Origin of the sequence: Cryobacterium sp. Y29 (assembly GCF_002929825.1) — a bacterium.
Classification (GTDB): domain Bacteria; phylum Actinomycetota; class Actinomycetes; order Actinomycetales; family Microbacteriaceae; genus Cryobacterium.
In genome coordinates this window covers 75,583-93,144 of sequence record NZ_PJJN01000026.1, presented here as the reverse complement: position 1 = coordinate 93,144, position 17,562 = coordinate 75,583, and the positions used below count along the sequence as shown (strand labels likewise).

The 17,562-nt window shown below is 63.1% G+C and carries 20 protein-coding genes and 1 tRNA gene; 18 read left to right on the top strand and 3 right to left on the bottom strand.

What is annotated here, in order from left to right; genetic code table 11:
* The first annotated feature begins 58 nt into the window (after nt 1-58).
* Genes CXY74_RS03210 through ndk form a run of 3 tightly spaced genes read left to right on the top strand, consistent with a single transcriptional unit; the run spans nt 59 to nt 2,267 of the window.
* Nucleotides 59-1,429 carry a folylpolyglutamate synthase/dihydrofolate synthase family protein gene (locus CXY74_RS03210; RefSeq protein WP_104199157.1) on the top strand — a complete coding sequence of 457 codons (1,371 nt, stop codon included), beginning with the start codon at nt 59-61 and terminating at the stop codon, nt 1,427-1,429.
* Nucleotides 1,426-1,848 carry a DUF4233 domain-containing protein gene (locus CXY74_RS03205; protein ID WP_233193184.1) on the top strand — a complete coding sequence of 141 codons (423 nt, stop codon included), beginning with the start codon at nt 1,426-1,428 and terminating at the stop codon, nt 1,846-1,848. The genes CXY74_RS03210 and CXY74_RS03205 overlap by 4 nt, the downstream gene beginning before the upstream one ends.
* Nucleotides 1,845-2,267, top strand: a complete 423-nt coding sequence (gene ndk / locus CXY74_RS03200) for a nucleoside-diphosphate kinase (protein WP_104197846.1) — start codon at nt 1,845-1,847, stop codon at nt 2,265-2,267. Before CXY74_RS03205 ends, ndk begins: the two co-directional genes overlap by 4 nt.
* Before the next feature lie 75 nt (nt 2,268-2,342).
* On the opposite strand, the gene CXY74_RS03195 is transcribed toward ndk, so the two are convergent.
* The gene (locus CXY74_RS03195) at nt 2,343-2,942 is read right to left on the bottom strand and encodes a vitamin K epoxide reductase family protein (protein WP_199183128.1); all 600 of its coding nucleotides are present in this window, start codon (nt 2,940-2,942) and stop codon (nt 2,343-2,345) included.
* A gap of 305 nt (nt 2,943-3,247) precedes the next feature.
* Between CXY74_RS03195 and CXY74_RS03190 the strand changes: the two genes are divergently transcribed.
* Nucleotides 3,248-6,361: an Rne/Rng family ribonuclease gene (locus tag CXY74_RS03190; protein WP_233193190.1), complete on the top strand. Its 3,114-nt coding sequence runs from the start codon at nt 3,248-3,250 to the stop codon at nt 6,359-6,361.
* Nucleotides 6,362-6,801: 440 nt separating this feature from the next.
* Here CXY74_RS03190 and CXY74_RS03185 read toward each other — a convergent pair whose 3' ends face one another.
* Nucleotides 6,802-7,074, bottom strand: coding sequence for a DUF4031 domain-containing protein (locus CXY74_RS03185; protein WP_104199096.1), 273 nt, complete (start codon nt 7,072-7,074; stop codon nt 6,802-6,804).
* Nucleotides 7,075-7,300: 226 nt separating this feature from the next.
* On the opposite strand from CXY74_RS03185, the gene rplU reads away from it, so the two are divergent.
* The 14 genes from rplU (at nt 7,301) to CXY74_RS03115 (ending at nt 17,010) form a co-directional block, all read left to right on the top strand.
* Nucleotides 7,301-7,609: a 50S ribosomal protein L21 gene (gene rplU / locus CXY74_RS03180; RefSeq protein WP_104081810.1), complete on the top strand. Its 309-nt coding sequence runs from the start codon at nt 7,301-7,303 to the stop codon at nt 7,607-7,609.
* Nucleotides 7,610-7,627: 18 nt separating this feature from the next.
* Nucleotides 7,628-7,885, top strand: a complete 258-nt coding sequence (gene rpmA / locus CXY74_RS03175; RefSeq protein WP_104128962.1) for a 50S ribosomal protein L27 — start codon at nt 7,628-7,630, stop codon at nt 7,883-7,885.
* Nucleotides 7,886-8,034: 149 nt separating this feature from the next.
* Nucleotides 8,035-9,714, top strand: coding sequence for a GTPase ObgE (gene obgE, locus CXY74_RS03170; RefSeq protein ID WP_104199095.1), 1,680 nt, complete (start codon nt 8,035-8,037; stop codon nt 9,712-9,714).
* The gene (proB, locus tag CXY74_RS03165) at nt 9,711-10,517 is read left to right on the top strand and encodes a glutamate 5-kinase (RefSeq protein WP_104199094.1); all 807 of its coding nucleotides are present in this window, start codon (nt 9,711-9,713) and stop codon (nt 10,515-10,517) included. Before obgE ends, proB (CXY74_RS03165) begins: the two co-directional genes overlap by 4 nt.
* Nucleotides 10,518-10,777: 260 nt before the next feature.
* Nucleotides 10,778-11,584 carry a glutamate 5-kinase gene (proB, locus tag CXY74_RS03160; RefSeq protein ID WP_104199093.1) on the top strand — a complete coding sequence of 269 codons (807 nt, stop codon included), beginning with the start codon at nt 10,778-10,780 and terminating at the stop codon, nt 11,582-11,584.
* Between the two features lie 46 nt (nt 11,585-11,630).
* Entirely contained in the window at nt 11,631-12,899 is a 1,269-nt protein-coding gene (locus CXY74_RS03155) for a glutamate-5-semialdehyde dehydrogenase (RefSeq protein WP_104199092.1), read from the top strand.
* Between the two features lie 114 nt (nt 12,900-13,013).
* A complete protein-coding gene (locus tag CXY74_RS03150) occupies nt 13,014-13,229 on the top strand; it encodes a hypothetical protein (protein ID WP_104199091.1) in 216 nt (71 codons plus the stop codon).
* A 15-nt stretch (nt 13,230-13,244) separates the two neighbouring features.
* Complete coding sequence (gene nadD, locus CXY74_RS03145; RefSeq protein WP_104199090.1) at nt 13,245-13,838, top strand: nicotinate-nucleotide adenylyltransferase; 594 nt, start codon at nt 13,245-13,247, stop codon at nt 13,836-13,838.
* A 362-nt stretch (nt 13,839-14,200) separates the two neighbouring features.
* On the top strand, nt 14,201-14,956 hold the full coding sequence (locus CXY74_RS03140; protein ID WP_158252287.1) for a hypothetical protein: 756 nt from the start codon (nt 14,201-14,203) through the stop codon (nt 14,954-14,956).
* Nucleotides 14,957-15,080: 124 nt separating this feature from the next.
* Nucleotides 15,081-15,482, top strand: a complete 402-nt coding sequence (rsfS, locus tag CXY74_RS03135; RefSeq protein WP_104199088.1) for a ribosome silencing factor — start codon at nt 15,081-15,083, stop codon at nt 15,480-15,482.
* 73 nt (nt 15,483-15,555) lie between these two features.
* Nucleotides 15,556-15,628, top strand: a tRNA-Ala gene (locus CXY74_RS03130).
* A gap of 127 nt (nt 15,629-15,755) precedes the next feature.
* Nucleotides 15,756-16,163 (top strand): Lsr2 family protein, encoded by a 408-nt coding sequence (locus tag CXY74_RS03125; protein WP_370446116.1) that lies wholly within the window; start codon nt 15,756-15,758, stop codon nt 16,161-16,163.
* A 12-nt stretch (nt 16,164-16,175) separates the two neighbouring features.
* Nucleotides 16,176-16,571 carry a YchJ family protein gene (locus tag CXY74_RS03120; RefSeq protein WP_104199086.1) on the top strand — a complete coding sequence of 132 codons (396 nt, stop codon included), beginning with the start codon at nt 16,176-16,178 and terminating at the stop codon, nt 16,569-16,571.
* Nucleotides 16,572-16,668: 97 nt separating this feature from the next.
* Entirely contained in the window at nt 16,669-17,010 is a 342-nt protein-coding gene (locus tag CXY74_RS03115) for a TIGR02611 family protein (protein ID WP_104199085.1), read from the top strand.
* 37 nt (nt 17,011-17,047) lie between these two features.
* On the opposite strand, the gene CXY74_RS03110 is transcribed toward CXY74_RS03115, so the two are convergent.
* Complete coding sequence (locus CXY74_RS03110; protein ID WP_104199084.1) at nt 17,048-17,446, bottom strand: hypothetical protein; 399 nt, start codon at nt 17,444-17,446, stop codon at nt 17,048-17,050.
* Nucleotides 17,447-17,562: the final 116 nt, after the last annotated feature.

Sequence of the window (17,562 nt, the reverse complement as noted above, 5' to 3'; positions counted from 1 at the left end):
CGCCGATGACAGCACTGACTGGAAGAACATCACCGGGCGCGGCGACGACGAGGAGCCGATGAACCAGCCGGCTCCGCTCGACGCTTTTCGCGAAGCCGGCGACGCTGTATTCGCCGAACTATTGCAGCGGGTGGGGGAATCGCAGCCGCAGCCGCGCCTGGCCCCGACCCGGCGCGCCCTCGATTTTCTCGGCGACCCGCAGGGGTCGTACCCGATCATCCACGTGGCCGGCACGAACGGCAAGACCAGCACGAGCCGCTTGGTCGAGAGCATTGTTCGGGCCTACGGGCTGCGCACTGGCCTGCTCACCAGCCCGCACCTGGTGCGCCTGAACGAGCGCATCGTCATTGACGGCGAGCCGATCAGCGACCAGATCCTCGCCGCTAACTGGGCCGACATCCAGCCCTACCTGCAGCTCGTCGACGCCGAACTCGACGCCGCCGGCGAAGTGGCGCTGACCTTCTTCGAGGCGCTCACCGTGCTCGCGTACGCCTGCTTCGCTGACGCGCCGGTGGACGTGGCCGTGATCGAGGTCGGCATGGGCGGCGAGTGGGACTCCACCAACGTCGCCGACGGGCAGGTCGCGGTGTTCACGCCGATCGCGCTGGACCACACCCTGCGACTCGGCACGACCGTCGCCGAGATCGCCCGCACCAAGAGCGGCATCATCAAGCCGGCAGCCGCCGTTGTCTCCGCGGCGCAGAGCGCCGACGTGCAGGCCGAATTGAACCGTGCCGCCGAGCTGAGCGAGGCGACGCTCGCCCGTGAGAACGAAAGCTTCGAACTGATTTCCAGTACCGTCGCTGTCGGCGGGCAGGTCATCTCGGTGCGCGGTCTCGCTGGCACCTATACGGATCTGTTCCTGCCGCTCTACGGCACCCATCAGGCACACAATGCCGCGCTTGCCATCGCCGCCGTCGAGTCGTTCCTCGGCGCGGGCAGCCAGGCGCTGGTCGGCGACCTGCTCGCCGAAGGCCTCGGCTCGGCGACTTCGCCCGGTCGGTTGCAACTCGTCGGCATCGAACCGACCGTGCTCGTGGACGCCGCGCACAACCCGCACGGCGCCGGCGCTCTCGCCGCCGCCCTCGAGGACTACTTCGACTTCGATGAAATCGCCGTGGTTGTCGGGATTCTCGCCGACAAGGACGCCCAGGGCATCATCGCCGCCCTCGCCCCCCAGGTCGACCGGTTCTACGTCACGGAGCCGCACTCCGAACGCGCTGCGCGCATGGACGACCTCGCCGACAACATTGCCGAGTGGACGAGCGATGAGGTTACTTTTCGCTTTGACGACCTGGCCGGCGCGCTTGAGAGCGCGCGGGAGTGGGCCGCCGAGGCCCCCAAGCGTGCCGTGCTCGTCACCGGGTCGATCGTGCTCGTCGGCGAAGCGATCACCCTGGCGGCCGCCGGCGAATGGATGGAGAAATGAGCTCCGTGGGCGCCGACGATGCCGACGCTGACTCGGGCGCAGGTCGGTTTCGCCGGTCGTCGGGCCCGCGCTCGGTCAAACGCTCGCTCGCTACCATCGTGCTCGGCTTCGAAACCATCGTCGTGTTTCTCGGTGCGGTGGTCACCCTCGGGCTGGTCTCGGTGGCGACCGAGCCGGGTCCGATCTCACCGCTGACTGTCATCATTGGCGGTGTGCTGCTGTGCCTGGCCATGGTCGTCCTGATCGCACTGCTCCGTTTTCGCTGGTCCTACCCGATCGGTTGGCTGCTGCAGGCGGTCATCATCGCTACCGGGTTCATCACCCCAGCCATGTTTTTTGTTGGCGCACTCTTCGCTGCCATGTGGACGTACTGCATGGTCACCGGCTCACGAATAGATCATCAGAAGGAGATTGAATGAATACCACGGTCGAAGAAACCCTCGTTTTGGTCAAACCCGACGGCGTTGCCCGCAACCTGACCGGCGAGATCCTGCGCCGCATCGAGGCCAAGGGATACTCCCTGGTTGACGTGAAGCTGGTCGAGCCTGACCGCTCGCTTCTGGCGGCACACTATGCCGAGCACGAGGGCAAACCGTTCTTCGAGCCCCTCGTCGAATTCATGGAAAGTGGGCCCATCGTCGCGTTCCGCGTCGCAGGCAACCGGGTCATCGAGGGGTTTCGCGCCCTGGCCGGCACGACCGACCCCACGACCGCCGCGCCCGGCACGATCCGCGGTGACCTCGGCCGTGACTGGGGTTCCAAAGTTCAGCAGAACCTCGTGCACGGCTCGGACTCGCCTGAGTCGGCCGCGCGTGAGCTCGCGCTCTGGTTCGACTAACCGAACAGCATCCCGTAGGCAGAGGAGTGGCCCGTCTCATCCGTGAGGCGGGCCACTCCTGTCTGCACCAGCGCGTTACAGCCGATTCAACACATCCATGTTGACCTGCGCGATGATGAAGAACACGATGTAGCAGACGATGGTTATGACGAATATCCAGGAATACGTGGCGTCGGCCACGCGGCGAACGGATGCCCCACCGGGCAGATTGCCCACCGTGAAGTTGTACAGCGTCACAGCCAAAAAGGCCGGAATGGTCACCGCCCAGGTCACCATGCACCACGGACACAGAACGTCAAGCACGAAAATACTCTGGGCGATCAACCAGATCACGAAAACAATCGCGGCGAGCATGCCAACGTTCAGGCCGATCCAGAACCAGCGGGCGAATTTGGCCCCGGCCAGAATGCCGACGCCGGTCGTGATAACCACGCTCCAGGCGACGAGCCCGATCAGCGGGTTCGGAAAGCCGAGCACTGCGCCCTGGGGCGAGGCGAGGTTGGTTGCGCATCCGATGAGAACACTGAAGCTGCAACTCAGTTGAGCGTTCGGATCCTCCAGCAGGTGGATCTTGTCGAGTGTGAGGGCGAATGCCGCTGCAAGTGCGATTAATCCGGCGATGATCAGGAAAATAGCCAGGCCGGTTGGACGCTGAGAACGCTCTGTCTGAGGCACGCTTGCGATTATGCCACGCGTGCTGCGTGGGATTGTGCGATTACATGCGATAATCACTGGTAGTCGTTGAGCCGCGCTCAAGCAGACGCCAAAGAAGCTTGCCTGGGCAAAAGTCGCCCAGAATTAGGGTCCCACGATCCGAAGTATTTGCAGCCAGAGCACAGTCCCCGAACAGCAACAGGGGGCAACGCCGGTTGCCGCAGTAAAAAAAAGTTCGCGGAATCGTCACGAAGGTGACAATCCCGCACGAGAGAGTAACCGGTGGGTGGCGCGGTCATCCACAGCGGTCAAGGAGCGCACCAGTGATGGTGGAAGACAACGAAAACAAGAAACGCAAGAGCCTGTTCGGCCCTCGCAAATCAACCCGGAAGGCACCGGTCACCCGTTCGACAGAACCAGCGATCGAGGCCCCGGCAGCGTCAGTCAACGCTGAGCCTGCAGCCGCTGACTCTGTAACCGCCAAGACAACCATCGCGGAGTACAACAACGTCACCGGAGCGCAGCAGATGACCGGTGCTACGCCCGCAAACGACACGGCGAGCGACGGACCAGTCGCGCAGGCAGCGGCATCCGCACGCCCGTCGTTGTCTCTGTTGTTCCAGGCACCGGAAATTCTGCCGATGATGGCACGCACGGGTATCCGCTCGGCGCAGGAGTCGCACCAGCAAGAGCGCGATCTGGATGACGACGAGGAAGAAGAGGCGACGACGGTTCGTCGTCGCGCCCGTCGGCGCACCGGCGATGAGAACAGATCAGGGACCGACGACCCCGCCAACACGGTGGTCAAGGTGCGCGCCCCGCGCGAACCCGAACTCATCACCGAACCTCAGCGCATCAAGGGATCGACCCGGCTCGAAGCAAAGAAGCAGCGTCGTCGCGACGGCCGTGACGCCGGTCGTCGCCGCCCGGTTATCACGGAGGCAGAGTTCCTCGCCCGTCGTGAGTCCGTCGACCGCCTCATGGTCGTGCGCGCCAAGCACAATAAAATCCAGATTGGTGTGCTTGAAGACGGCGTGCTGGTCGAGCACTACGTCGCCAAGAACCAGGACGCCTCCCTCATCGGCAACGTCTACCTCGGGCGAGTGCAGAACGTGCTCCCGAGCATGGAAGCCGCCTTCGTCGACATCGGGCGTGGTCGCAACGCCGTGCTCTACTCCGGTGAAGTTGACTGGGATGCTGCCGCCGAGAACTCCGGCAGCAACAATCAGGCCCGCCGCATCGAGCTCGCGCTCAAGCCCGGTGACAAGGTGCTCGTGCAGGTCACTAAAGACCCGATCGGGCACAAGGGCGCCCGCCTCACCAGCCAGGTCTCCCTGCCTGGACGCTACCTGGTCTATGTACCCAACGGTTCGATGAACGGCATCAGCCGCAAGCTTCCTGACACCGAACGCGCCCGGCTGAAGAAGATTCTCAAAGAGGTACTCCCCGACAACGTTGGCGTGATCGTGCGCACCGCTGCTGAGGGCGCGACCGATGAGCAGCTCACCGTCGATGTCAACCGGCTTCGTGAGCAGTGGGCGAACATCGCTGAGCAGGTCGAGTCCGCGCAGGCTCCCGCCGAGCTACACAGCGAGCCCGACCTGCTGGTCAAAATCGTGCGGGACGTCTTCAACGAAGACTTCCAGCGCATGGTCGTGGCCGGCCCCGACGTGCGGTCCACGATTGAGACGTACCTCAGCCAGGTCGCTCCCGATCTGCTCGAGCGCGTTGAAACCTACGAGGGCGAGATTGATGCCTTCGATCAGTTCCGCATCTCGGAGCAGATCGAAAAGGCCCTCGACCGCAAGGTCTGGTTGCCGTCCGGCGGATCCCTCGTGATCGACCGCACCGAGGCCATGACCGTCGTCGACGTCAACACCGGCAAGTTTGTCGGCAGCGGGGGAAACCTCGAAGAAACCGTCACCAAGAACAACCTCGAAGCGGCTGAAGAGATCGTGCGCCAGCTGCGCCTGCGCGATATCGGGGGCATTATCGTGGTCGACTTCATCGACATGGTGCTCGAGTCCAACCGCGACCTCGTATCGCGCCGGCTGATCGAATGCCTCAGTCGAGACCGCACCAAGCACCAGGTGGCCGAGGTCACCTCGCTCGGGCTCGTTCAGATGACGCGCAAAAAACTCGGCCTCGGACTGTTGGAATCGTTCAGCGAAGACTGTGAGTCCTGCGCCGGCCGCGGCATCATCGTGCACCACGACCCGGTCACCAAACACCGCCAGACCGCGCAGCCGGCGCAGGAACGCCGTCCGCGCGCCAAGGGCGGCAGCAATGCAGCGGGCACCAACGGTGGAGGAAACAACGGGTCGGGAAACGGCCGCGACAATTCGAGCCAGCGCGACGGTTTCAACCGTGACGCGCACTCCGGCAGCAGCGCCGGGTTCGACGCGCCGAAAAGCGGTCAGGGCACCCACGGCATCACGGAGGACGCCAAGCAGGCCCTCGCGCTGATCGCCGCTCGTACCATCACCCGCACCGGCTCCATCGCGATCATCGCAGCTGCGGATACGCGGGCAGCGGATGCTGATGCTGGTGCAGCGAAGGTCGCATCGGTCACCACCGGTGCTGCCAGCACCGAGGCTGCCAGTATCGAGCCGGCTGGCACTGAGCTGGCTGGCACCGAGTTGGCTGGCATCGTGCTGGCGAGCACGGAGCTGGCCAGCACGGAGCTGGCCAGCACGGAACTGGCCAGCACTGAACTGGCCAGCACCGAACTGGCCAGCACCGAGCTGGCTGGCGCTGGACCCGCCAGCACCGAAGCGGTCGAACCGACGACCGCCGAGCGCTCACGAGGTCGTCAGTCGCGTTCGCGCGGTCAGGGCGGGCGCGGCCAGCAGTCGCGGTCCGCACAAGCTCGTGCCCGTCAGGCCGGCACGGAGCAGGCTGGCACGGAGCAGGCTGGCACGGAACAGACGGGCACGGAGCCGGCGAGCACGGGACAGACGGGCGCCGAGCCGGGGAACATGGGACAGACCAACACGGAACAGACCGACGCAGTCGTCTTGGCTACACCGGTCACCGAGCCGGTCGTCGAGCCGGTCACCGAGCCGGTCGTCGGCACCGTCGCCACGGCGGGGGGGCCCCGCACCCGCGGTGGTCGCAGCGCCCTGCCGGCTGGGGCGCCGGCCGTGCAGTCGCCCGTCGCCGTGCAGTCGCTCGCAGCCGATATATCGGAGTCTGTCGATATCCTCGACATTCCGGTGAAAAAGGCGACGCGTACCGCGCGGCGCCCCAGCCAGCAGGTCACTGACCAGCTGCTGGACTCGGTGTTGGATTCGCTGCCCGAGCCGAAACTTCCCGGTCAGGGACGCGCGCGCAGCCGCCGCGCCACGACCGCCGGAGGTTCTGGTGGGCAGGCCATTCTGACCAAGACGGGTACGGCGACGTCCGCGTCAGCACCGAGCCAGTTGCCGCCGGGTGAATAGGCCGCGGCGCCAGATCAGGCGATAACGCAATCGGTGCGTGGGTCTCCTGCGGCGATGGCCTGTCGGCCTTGCCCCAGGGGACTCGCTCACCATCGTCACTACGCAGCGGGGCGTCGGCTGGGGCTGCCACATCCTCGTGGCACGCCAGCCGGTTCGAGGCGGGCGTGAGCGCGGCGAGCGACCCGGTCGCGTTCACCCCGGTCGAAATTCTGCCGGGTGGATCAGTCGAACGATGTTCTGCCTTCTGAACAGGTTGCCGATCGTTGAAGCGTGACACCAAACTTATCGACGCTGCCCGGTCAATGCCGAGGCAGCGAATGCGGCGATCGTGTTCGTGAACCGTGCGGCCGATTCGCTGCGCTGCGCCGCGCCGCGACGGGCGCGGGCGGGGGCTCGGGCTCGGGTGTGATGCTACGTGTGAGCAGGCGCAAAACAGTTTGTTATCGAAGGCGCCGTTCCCGAGCCGTTACACGCAGCCCGCTGGAGCGCAACCGCACGATCATCTCGCGAAAGCTCACCGGGAGTGCCCCGGCGGCGACCAGGTCGGCGTAGCGAGCCTCAGCGACGTCGTAGTGGTCACGGTCGAAACCGCGTCGCGGAATGCCGGCTGCGGCCGCGAAAGCATGCAATTCGTCAAGATTCGCGTCACTCACGAGGTGTGCCCACACTGTTCCGTGCGCCGGCCAGCTAGGCTGATCGATAAGTATTGCCATGATTGAAGTCTATGAGCCGCACTGGTTCAGACACCGTGGTTCAGACACGCCGCGCCATTGGTTTGACCACGGGTAGCGGATCAGGTAAAGTCAACCCTTGGTGTGCGTTAGGCAATATCAACGCAAACACCATGATTTTCTGAGTGCCCTGGGCCAACCGGCCCGGCCATGCAGCAAATTTCCAGATTCGGAGCCTTTTGGGGCTCCCCAACGATTGGTACGTAAAGTGGTTTACGCAGTTGTGCGCGCCGGAGGGCGGCAGGAGAAGGTAGAGGTCGGTACCATCGTGACGATGGACCGAATCAAGGCTGACAAGGACGGCAACGTCGAGCTGGCCGCCGTGCTTCTCGTCGACGGCGACAAGATCACCTCTGACTCTACGTCGCTGGCCAAGATCAAGGTCACCGCCGAGGTTCTGAACAACCTTCGCGGTCCGAAGATCGTCATCCAGAAATTCAAGAACAAGACCGGGTACAAGAAGCGTCAGGGGCACCGTCAGGAGCTCACTCGCGTTCAGGTTACCGGCATCGCCTAGGCCTGAGGAGATAGACAGATGGCACACAAAAAAGGTGCGAGTTCCACTCGCAACGGTCGCGACTCGAACGCCCAGCGCCTCGGCGTAAAGCGCTTCGGAGGTCAGGTTGTCGGCGCGGGCGAGATCATCGTTCGTCAGCGCGGCACGCACTTCCACCCCGGTATCAACGTCGGTCGTGGCGGAGACGACACTCTCTTCGCCCTCGAGGCCGGCTCCGTGCAGTTCGGCGCCAAGGGTGGCCGCAAGGTCATCAACATTGTGGTCGCAGCCGCGTAGGTTTCCACAGCATAATATTTTCTAGCACAGCGTCAGGGCGGGCTTCGGTCCGCCCTGACGTGTTTGTCCGTGACAGATTTGATTACCGCACACAGTTTCATCGCACCGTGTTTTGAAGCACTTTTTGCGCCACCTGAAAGGGGCACTCCATGGCCACATTCGTTGACCACGTGACGCTGCATTTACGAGCGGGCAATGGAGGAAACGGATGCGTTTCGGTCAAGCGCGAAAAGTTCAAACCCCTGGCCGGCCCCGATGGCGGTAACGGCGGCGGCGGCGGAGACCTCGTACTCGTCGCCGACCCGAGCACGACCACCCTGCTCGGATACCATCGTTCGCCCCACCGCAGCTCCGACAACGGTGGACCCGGTATGGGGGACCATCGCAATGGTCATAACGGTGACCTGCGCGAGCTCATGGTGCCGATCGGCACGGTAGTCAAAGACGTTGAGGGCAACCAGCTCCTCGATATGAACGAACCCGGCCTGCGGCTCATCGTCGCACCCGGCGGCCAGGGCGGGCTCGGTAACGCTGCCCTCGCCTCGACCAAGCGCAAGGCCCCAGGCTTCGCCCTGCTCGGCACGCTCGGCTGGGAAGGCGACGTCTATCTTGAGCTCAAGACCGTAGCGGATGTCGCGCTCGTCGGGTATCCCTCCGCCGGCAAGTCCAGCCTCATCGCCGCCATGAGCGCGGCTCGGCCCAAGATCGCCGACTACCCCTTCACCACGCTGCAACCCAACCTCGGCGTCGTCGAGTCCGGTGAGTCGCGTTACACCATCGCCGACGTGCCCGGCCTCATCGAAGGAGCGAGCGAAGGCAAGGGCCTCGGCCTTGAGTTTTTGCGGCACGTTGAGCGGTGCACCGCGCTGCTGCACGTGTTGGATTGCGCCACACTTGAGCCTGGCCGCGACCCGATCAGCGACCTCGACGTCATCCTTGGCGAACTTGACGCCTATCCGGTACCCGAGGGTCAGAAGCCGCTGCTGCAGCGTTCCCAGCTCGTTGCCTTGAACAAGATCGACGTGCCGGAAGGCCGCGAGCTGGCCTCCTTCGTCAAGGCGGACCTCGAAGCCCGTGGCTACCGCGTGTTCGAGATCTCCAGCGTCACCCACGAGGGTCTCAAGCAGCTCAACTACGCTCTCGCGGAGGTCGTGGAACAGGGCCGCGCCGAGGCGGTCGCAGCCGAAGCGAAGAAGCCGCGCATCATCATCCGTCCCAAGGCCGTTGACGAGGGTGGTTTCGTCATCAAGGTCGAGGGTGGCACCTTCGGCAACATCTACCGCATCCTCGGTACCAAGCCGGAACGCTGGATTCAGCAGACCGACTTCACCAACGACGAAGCCGTCGGCTTCCTCGCCGACCGGCTCGCCAAACTCGGCATCGAGAACCAGCTGTACAAGTCAGGGGCCATTGCCGGTTCGACCGTCATCATCGGCCCTGGCCACGGTGTCGTCTTCGACTGGGAGCCCACGCTGACCTCGACCGCCGAGCTCATCACCGCTCCGCGCGGCACCGATTCCCGCCTCGACGAGCCCAAGCGCCGCACGAGCAACGAACGCCGCGAGGAATACTTCGGTCGAATGGACGCCAAGTCCTCGGCCCGCGCCGAGCTCATTCGCGAGCGCGAAGCCGGCATGTGGCAGACCGGCGAAGAGGAATACAACGAAGACGTGCGCCTCTCCGACGTCGAATTGACCACCGATGGGGGAGTTGCTGCCGCCGACACCTCGTCGGCGGCGGACGAAGCCGAGACTGAATCCGAGACTGAAGCCGAGTTCGACCGTAGCAACGACGTCGACAGCGATACCGCGGAGGAAATTCAGAAGTGAGTGGCTTAGCCAGAGAAAACGTAGCGGCCGCGAAACGCGTCGTTGTGAAGGTGGGGTCGTCGTCGATCAGCGGCGAGAATTCCGACCAGATCACCCCCCTCGTTGACGCCCTAGCTGAGGCATACGGTCGTGGGATCGAGGTTGTACTGATTTCTTCGGGTGCCGTCGCCACCGGAATGCCGTTCCTCAACCTCGAGGAGCGACCCAGCGATGTCGCCACGCAGCAGGCAGCCGCCGCCGTCGGGCAGAACGTATTGATCTTTCGCTACCAGGAAAGCCTGGACCGCTACGGCATCGCGGCGGGCACGGTGCTATTGACCGAGGGTGACGCTCTCAATGAACCGCACCGCAGCAACACCCGGCGCGCGCTCGAACGCCTGCTCGACCTGCGCATACTGCCGGTCGTCAACGAGAACGACACCGTGGCCGTGTACGGTTTGCGGTTTGGAAGCAACGACCGCCTCGCTGCGCTGGTGGCAACACTCATCCGTGCGGACCTGTTGATCATGCTCAGCGACGTTGATGCGCTTTACACCAAGCCCCCGCACCTGCCGGGGGCGGTAAAGCTCGACTTTATTGGCGCGGATGATCCACTCGACGCATTCGAGTTCAGCTCCGGCGGAGCGACCGGAGTCGGCACCGGGGGAGCGAGCACCAAGGTCGTGGCCGCCCGTCTGGCAACCGAGGCCGGCACCGCTGTTCTGGTGACGTCAACCGAGCTGGCCGCCGCCGCCCTCCGCGGCGAGCACGTCGGCACCTGGTTCGAACCGAAAGCGATTGAAGAGCGCCACGCCCTGCTCTAGTAAAGTCGGGGCATGCACACTGTTTCTGAACGTGGGTACCCCGTTCAGGGCATTAACCTGACTCGCCTCAGTCGTGACGATTCTCCTTCCCCGCAGATGGATGCTCTTCGGGTGCCACCAGGCAACTTGCGGCGGTGAAAAACGTTCGGTGTATTCGGTAAGCTGCCACTAACCGCGCTCGGCGCGATCGTTTTTTCACCGAAGGTTGAGTCCGTGGGGTTGCACGTTGTGAGTGTTGAAATCGTGGGGCTCGCGAGTCGATGAGGGCGCACTCGCAGCATGTCGTTCGATCGGCGTCGCGCATCGTAGTCAAGGTGGGGTCCTCGTCGATCAGCGGCGAGAACTCCGGTCAAATCGCGCCGCTCGTTGACGCCTTAGCCGAAGCCCATGGTCGGGGTACCGAGGTGGTTCTGGTGTCGTCCGGTGCTATCGCGATCGGAATGCCCTATCTACAACTGCAGGAACGTCCCACCGACCTGGCCACCCAGCAGGCGGCGGCATCCGTTGGGCAAAATCTGCTGATCTTTCGGTACCAGGACCGCCTCGACCGCTACGACATCGTGGCCGGGCAGGTGCTGCTCACGGCGAGCGACCTCGATAACGCCACTCATCGCGGCAACGCCCAGCGCGCCATGGAACGCCTGATGGCACTGCGTATACTTCCGATCGTCAATGAGAATGACACGGTCGCCACCCACGAAATTCGATTCGGCGACAATGACCGACTGGCTGCGCTCGTTGCCACTCTCATCGGTGCCGACCTGCTGGTGCTCCTCAGTGACGTGGACGCCCTCTTTACCTGCCCACCAGACATGCCTGGGGCAGCGCGGATCAGTCACGTTGCGTTCGGTGACCCCTTACTCGGCATGAAATTTGGTGCCACAACCGTCAATGGAGTCGGCACCGGGGGAGCCAGCACCAAAGTGACGGCGGCTCGCATCGCCGCCCAGGCCGGAACCGCAGTGCTGGTCACCGCTACCGGGCTGGTGGCAGAGGCTCTGCGCGGGGACCCGGTGGGAACCTGGTTCGAACCCTCGACGGCACCATCGGCATTGCGGATTTCCTGAGAACCAGGAATGCTCTCTCCTGGATACCTCCCGTAAACTATGGAGTATGTTGCAGTCTCCGAACGATGTTGCCCAACTCACACCCACCCTTGAGGCCGCTCGCACCGCCTCCTTGTCACTCGCGTCGGCGCCGACGGAGCTAAAAAACAAAGCCCTGAAGCTGATCGCCCAGGCGCTGCGTGACCATGTCGCAGAAGTCGTCACTGCTAACCGGGTCGACCTCGCCGCCGGCGTCACCAACGGTCTCCGTGACGGACTGCTGGACCGGCTGAAGCTCGACGAGCCCCGAATATTGGCCCTAGCGGATTCCGTCGACCAGATCGCGCTGCTCACCGACCCGGTCGGACAGATCGTGCGCGGCAGCAGCCTGCCCAACGGCATCAAAATCAGCCAGGTGCGCGTTCCTTTCGGCGTGATCGGGGTCATTTACGAAGCTCGGCCCAACGTCACGGTCGACCTCGCGGCCCTCGCGCTGAAGAGCGGAAATGCCGTTGTGCTCCGCGGCGGTTCCGCTGCCGAGAACAGCAACCGGGTGCTCATCGGCTTGGTGCAGGCGGCGATCATCGATGCCGGGCTCAACCCTGATTCAGTGCAGACCATCGATCCCTTTGGTAGGGCCGGCGCCACCGAGCTTATGAAGGCCCGCGGCTACGTCGACGTGCTTATTCCCCGTGGCAGCGCCACGCTCATTCAGACCGTGGTGGCGCAGTCCCAGGTGCCAGTCATTGAAACCGGAGCCGGCGTCGTGCACGTCTTCCTTGACGAGTCGGCCACCAAGGAGTGGGCGATCGAGATCGTGCACAATTCGAAGACGCACCGCCCGAGCGTATGCAATGCCCTCGAAACCCTCCTCGTGCACCGAAACGCCGCCGAACGACTGCTTCCCGCCGTGTTGGCCAAGCTCGCGGCATCCGGTGTCACCATCCATGCGGATGCCCGCACGCGGTCGATCTATCCGGCCGCGGTCCCGGCGACCGACGAAGACTGGGGCACCGAGTACATGAGTCTCGACATCTCCGTAGCAATCGTCGACTCACTCGACGAAGCCATCGCCCACATTCGCCGCTATTCCACGGGGCACACCGAGTCGATCATCACCAATGACCTGCAGAACGCCGAACGTTTTCTGAACGAGGTCGATTCGGCCGCGGTCATGGTCAACACCTCAACCCGTTTCACCGACGGCGGCGAGTTTGGGTTCGGCGCCGAGGTGGGAATCTCTACCCAAAAGCTGCACGCTCGCGGGCCGATGGGTTTACCAGAATTGACTAGCACAAAGTGGATCGTGCGCGGCACCGGACAGGTGCGTGCGTAGGTCCGATGGCGGGGTCCGGCTAGAATGGGGCGATGGCGTGAGTCGCCAAGCCTGCGACCCGTCGCTGTCATCTCAAGCCGCTCCTAACCGGAGCGGCCCGTGAATGGAGAACCGATGTCTTTTCTGACTGCCGTGCTAACCGAGGTCGAGCACATCGCCCTGCCGTTGCCGCTCGTCGTCTACCCGATGGTCGCGGCCGTGTTGTTCCTGGCGCTCGGCGTCGTGCTGTGGAGCTTTCGTGATGTAGCGAACCGTCACAGCGGCAAGGCCAATGCTTACGCGGCCGCGCACGGCGGATACGGTAGCACCTCCGACACCGGTGGCCATTAGAAGCCTGATTTCACCGTGACAGTTCGTCGTCCGCGCATCGGCGTGATGGGCGGTACGTTCGACCCCATTCACCATGGGCACCTCGTCGCCGCCAGCGAGGTGGCACACAGTTTTGACCTCGACGAGGTGGTCTTCGTTCCGACCGGGCAGCCGTGGCAGAAAAGCGGCGTAACCCGAAGTGAACACCGATACCTGATGACCGTGATCGCAACCGCCTCCAATCCACGATTCACGGTAAGCCGTGTCGATATCGACCGGGTCGGACCGACATACACAATAGACACGCTGCGTGACCTGCATGAAGAGCGTCCGGACGCCGAATTGTTCTTCATCACCGGAGCGGATGCCATCACCCAGATTCTCGGCTGGAAAGACGTACGCGAACTCTGGCAGCTGGCGCACTTCGTCGCTGTGAGTCGCCCGGGGCATGAGCTGAGCGTTTCAGGATTACCGAACCAAGACGTAAGCTTGTTGGAAGTCCCGGCACTGGCCATTTCGTCCACTGACTGCCGGGCACGGGTCAATCGGGGATTCCCGGTCTGGTATCTGGTCCCCGACGGGGTCGTCCAGTACATCTCAAAGCATCATCTGTATCGGAGTGTGGCATGACGTTGGGAGACCCTCAGCCGCTCAGCCGACGTCAAGCGCGGGAACTTGCTCGCGATCAGAGCGATGAAGCCGCCGCGGCACACGACGCAATCCCGACTCTCGACGTTCCGATACTGGCGCCGGCCGCGCTCCGCCCTGCATCCTTCGCCGCCTCAACGCAGCCTTCGACGTCACGTCGAACGAACCGGCACCACACGATTTCCGCAACAGACGAGGCCCCGGAGGCACTACTTCCTGGCCCAAGTCCACTCGCAGCCGAGTCCGCGCCGCCCGCTCTGGTTTCGGCACCACACACGCCCAGTCGCCGGGAGTTACGCGCGCTGCACGCGCGTGAACAAGAGCAGGCCCTCTCTACCGGCGACTTGCCGATTTCCGCTGGTGAGTCGGTCGAGGCCAACGTCACTGATGCTGCGCCGACTGATGCTGCGCCGAACGATGCTGCGCCGACTGATGCTGCGCCGATCGAGCCCGAGCCGGCCACTCCGGTCGCCGTCGACCGGGTCGAAGCCGACCACGTGCACGCCGAACCGATCATGGACGAACCGATCGTGGACGAACCGATCGTCACGGCGCCGATCGAGGCACCAGGCTCGACTGTCAGCTCCACCACCGGTTGGATACCGCCGATCGGTCACTGGTCCGTCGATGAGGATGCCCTGCGCGTGGAAGCGCCGCAGCGCGACCAGTCCCTCGACGAACTGATCAATCGCGGTATCGGGGCCGGTGGGATTCCCACCACCACGAACGCGCTCATATTGCCGTCGATTCCGCACCAGGGCAGCAGCGTGAGTCCCATCTCCAATACCGGTGAGATCATGATCACCGGTTCATTCGACCTGCCGCGAAGTCTTGGCTCGACTGGCGCGCATCCGAATCTGTTCGATTCGTCGGAGATAGACCACATGATGGACCAACTCGACACCGATCAACTCGGGGGGGGCTCGGCCCCGGTTAGCGCGAGTCGCGCTGTGAGTACGCATGCCTCGACACGGGGCATGCTGGCCCCGCCCAAGAAACGCCGTGCCTCGCTTCCGATGATTCTTGTCATCGCGACGGCAGCTTTGGCTGTGAGCGTTCTAGCGCTTTTCGTGACCGGCTATCTGCTGGGCAATTTCTAGTGGCTCGAATCATTCAACCTCGTCCCGCCCGCTCTGTGAGCCCCTGCAGTTCGCCTTCTTTCTTTCCCTCTATCATCGCCGCAATGGCAATACCGCCTCGCTTTACAATCTCAAGGATTCATTCATGACCACTTCACCTCACGCCCTCGAGCTGCTTGCAATCGCCGTCGCCGCCGCCGACTCCAAGGGAGGAGAAGATCTTGTCGCCCTCGATGTCTCAAATCCGCTCCCTCTGGCCGATATCTTCTTCATCGTCACCGGCCGATCCGAGCGCAACGTGGTTGCGATTGCCGGTGAGATCGAAGACAAACTGATCGAGGCCGGCTACAAGCCGCTTCGTCGTGAGGGACGGGCTGCCGGTCGCTGGGTGCTGGTTGACTTCGGTGACCTGGTCGTGCACGTCTTCCACGAGGAAGAGCGCCAGTATTACTCCCTTGAGCGCCTGTGGAAAGATTGCCCGGTGATTCCCACCGGAATCCCTGCCAAACTGTCGGTAGAAGACGCCGCCGATGAGGTCGCGGAGTAGCTTCGGTTTCGCAGATCCCAATCTGTGTTGTAAGCTAACAAAGTTGTTTCGGAGCAATTCGAAACAACAATCTGGGTCCGTGGCGCAGCTGGTAGCGCACCTGCATGGCATGCAGGGGGTCAGGGGTTCGAATCCCCTCGGATCCACCGAGTATGAAATAGCTCCGACATTGTCGGGGCTATTTTTTTGTATCAGCAGTGTAGAGGTTGTGAATGCAAAAGAAATACCGCGTGGCGGGTATCGGAATGCGGTTGGGGCAGCCATAATTTCTTAGTGGTTATTGCCACAACGAATGCATCCATCCCGAATGTATTCGACATCGTATTGGAGAATCTCAGAATGAAGAAGACCACGGTTCAGCTGCTGGACGACCTTGACGGCACCGTTATCGAGAATGGCTCCGGAGCGACCGTTTCCTTTACCTTTGAGGGTGACTCTTACGAGATCGATCTGTCCGCAGGGAATCTCGCTGAATTCCGATCTGCAATCAAGCCCTACATAAATGTTTCACGGCGCGTTGGCTATGTGCCCGCCAAGCCGCGCGGTGCCAGTTCGGCCGGTTCAAACCGGGCTGAGCTGCAGGCCATTCGCGCCTGGGCCGTCGCCAACGGCACGCACGTATCCGACCGTGGGCGCATCTCCGGCACCGTGCGCGAGGCATACGCCAAAGCGCAGGCGTAACAGACCATCACTGTGCATCAGCGTTGTCCGTGCCTGAGCGGCGATACCTACTCCGTCTGCTGCGGCCGCTTTCACAGTGGTGCTGCTTCACCCCCAACGGCTGAATGGCTCATGCGTTCGCGGTATAGCGCCTTTTACCTCGGCGACGCTCAGTACTTACTCAAGACCTGGCATGAGCTGACCAGACCTGAATCATTCGAACTGGACCCGGAGATAACGTGGCGGCGGCTCGATATCGTGCGCACGGAACGCGGCGGGTTACTCGATAAAGAAGGCATCGTGGAATTCTCAGCGCACTATCGTGAAGACGGTATAGCAAGACAGCAAAAGGAAATCAGTCGCTTTCGCAAGGTCGACCGCCAATGGTATTATCTCGATGCTGCGCCAGATGGTCTGGCGTTGGAATAGCCCGGCCCGGCAATTGCGTGCGTCACATTCCAACACAGGTGTCATCGACGGGGATATCCGGCGGCCATTTCCCAGACATGTAACCTAGATTTTAGCAATGTCAGAGCACCTTTCCCGCGATATAGCCAGCGGCAGCGACCCGCGGCGTCCGGTGCGGCGAGCCCTGCGCCGAGCTCGCACGTGGGTCGACGGGCACCCGCATCTGCTCTTCGTCTATCGCCTCGGCGTCGCGCTGCTCGGCACGATGATTGTCGCGATCGGCATCCTTCTGATTCCCTTGCCGGGACCGGGGTGGCTCATCGTCTTTTTGGGCCTCGCCGTGCTCGGAACGGAATTTTTGTGGGCGCGTCGGTTTGGAGCATTCCTCAAGCGCATTGTCACTCGGGTCTGGACGTGGTGGCGCGTGCGACGTGATCGCCGGGTGGCCAGTTCTTCCTGAGCGCGAACGCGCATCTGCCGGCGGCGGATGCGATTGGTCAGCGGCCCAGCGACGGTGCGGGAACGGTGACGAAGAGTGAAATCAAGACGGCGACGTAGACGATCACGAAGATCGCCGGGGTCACGTAGCGCACGACATTGACCCACGCTGCCATAGCGACGATGCACCGGGTAACCGAGCTGGGCGCCGTCACGGAACGCAGGTCGGCGATGACGGCCAGTCCCTCGTTGGCGGCGGCTATTTGCGCGAGCGCCCCGAAAATACCCGACGCGAGCAAAATACCCGCCGCGGCGATGCGCACAGCCAGGTCGGCGGTGCCGAGTCCGAGTGCGAGAAAGCCCACGATGGCGGTCAACAGAAAAGTTGGGGCGGCCTGGGACGCGATGATGTGTGCTCGCGCCTTGACCCACAAACTGATGAGGTCGATTTCGGTCATGGGGGTCTCCAGTCGTCGGGTGCAGAGAGCACGTGATTCCATTTTGGTGGCTCTGGCAGTGCAAATCGAAAATGATGAACGAAATTTTGTCAGGACCTCGGTGTACCGGCAGCTGC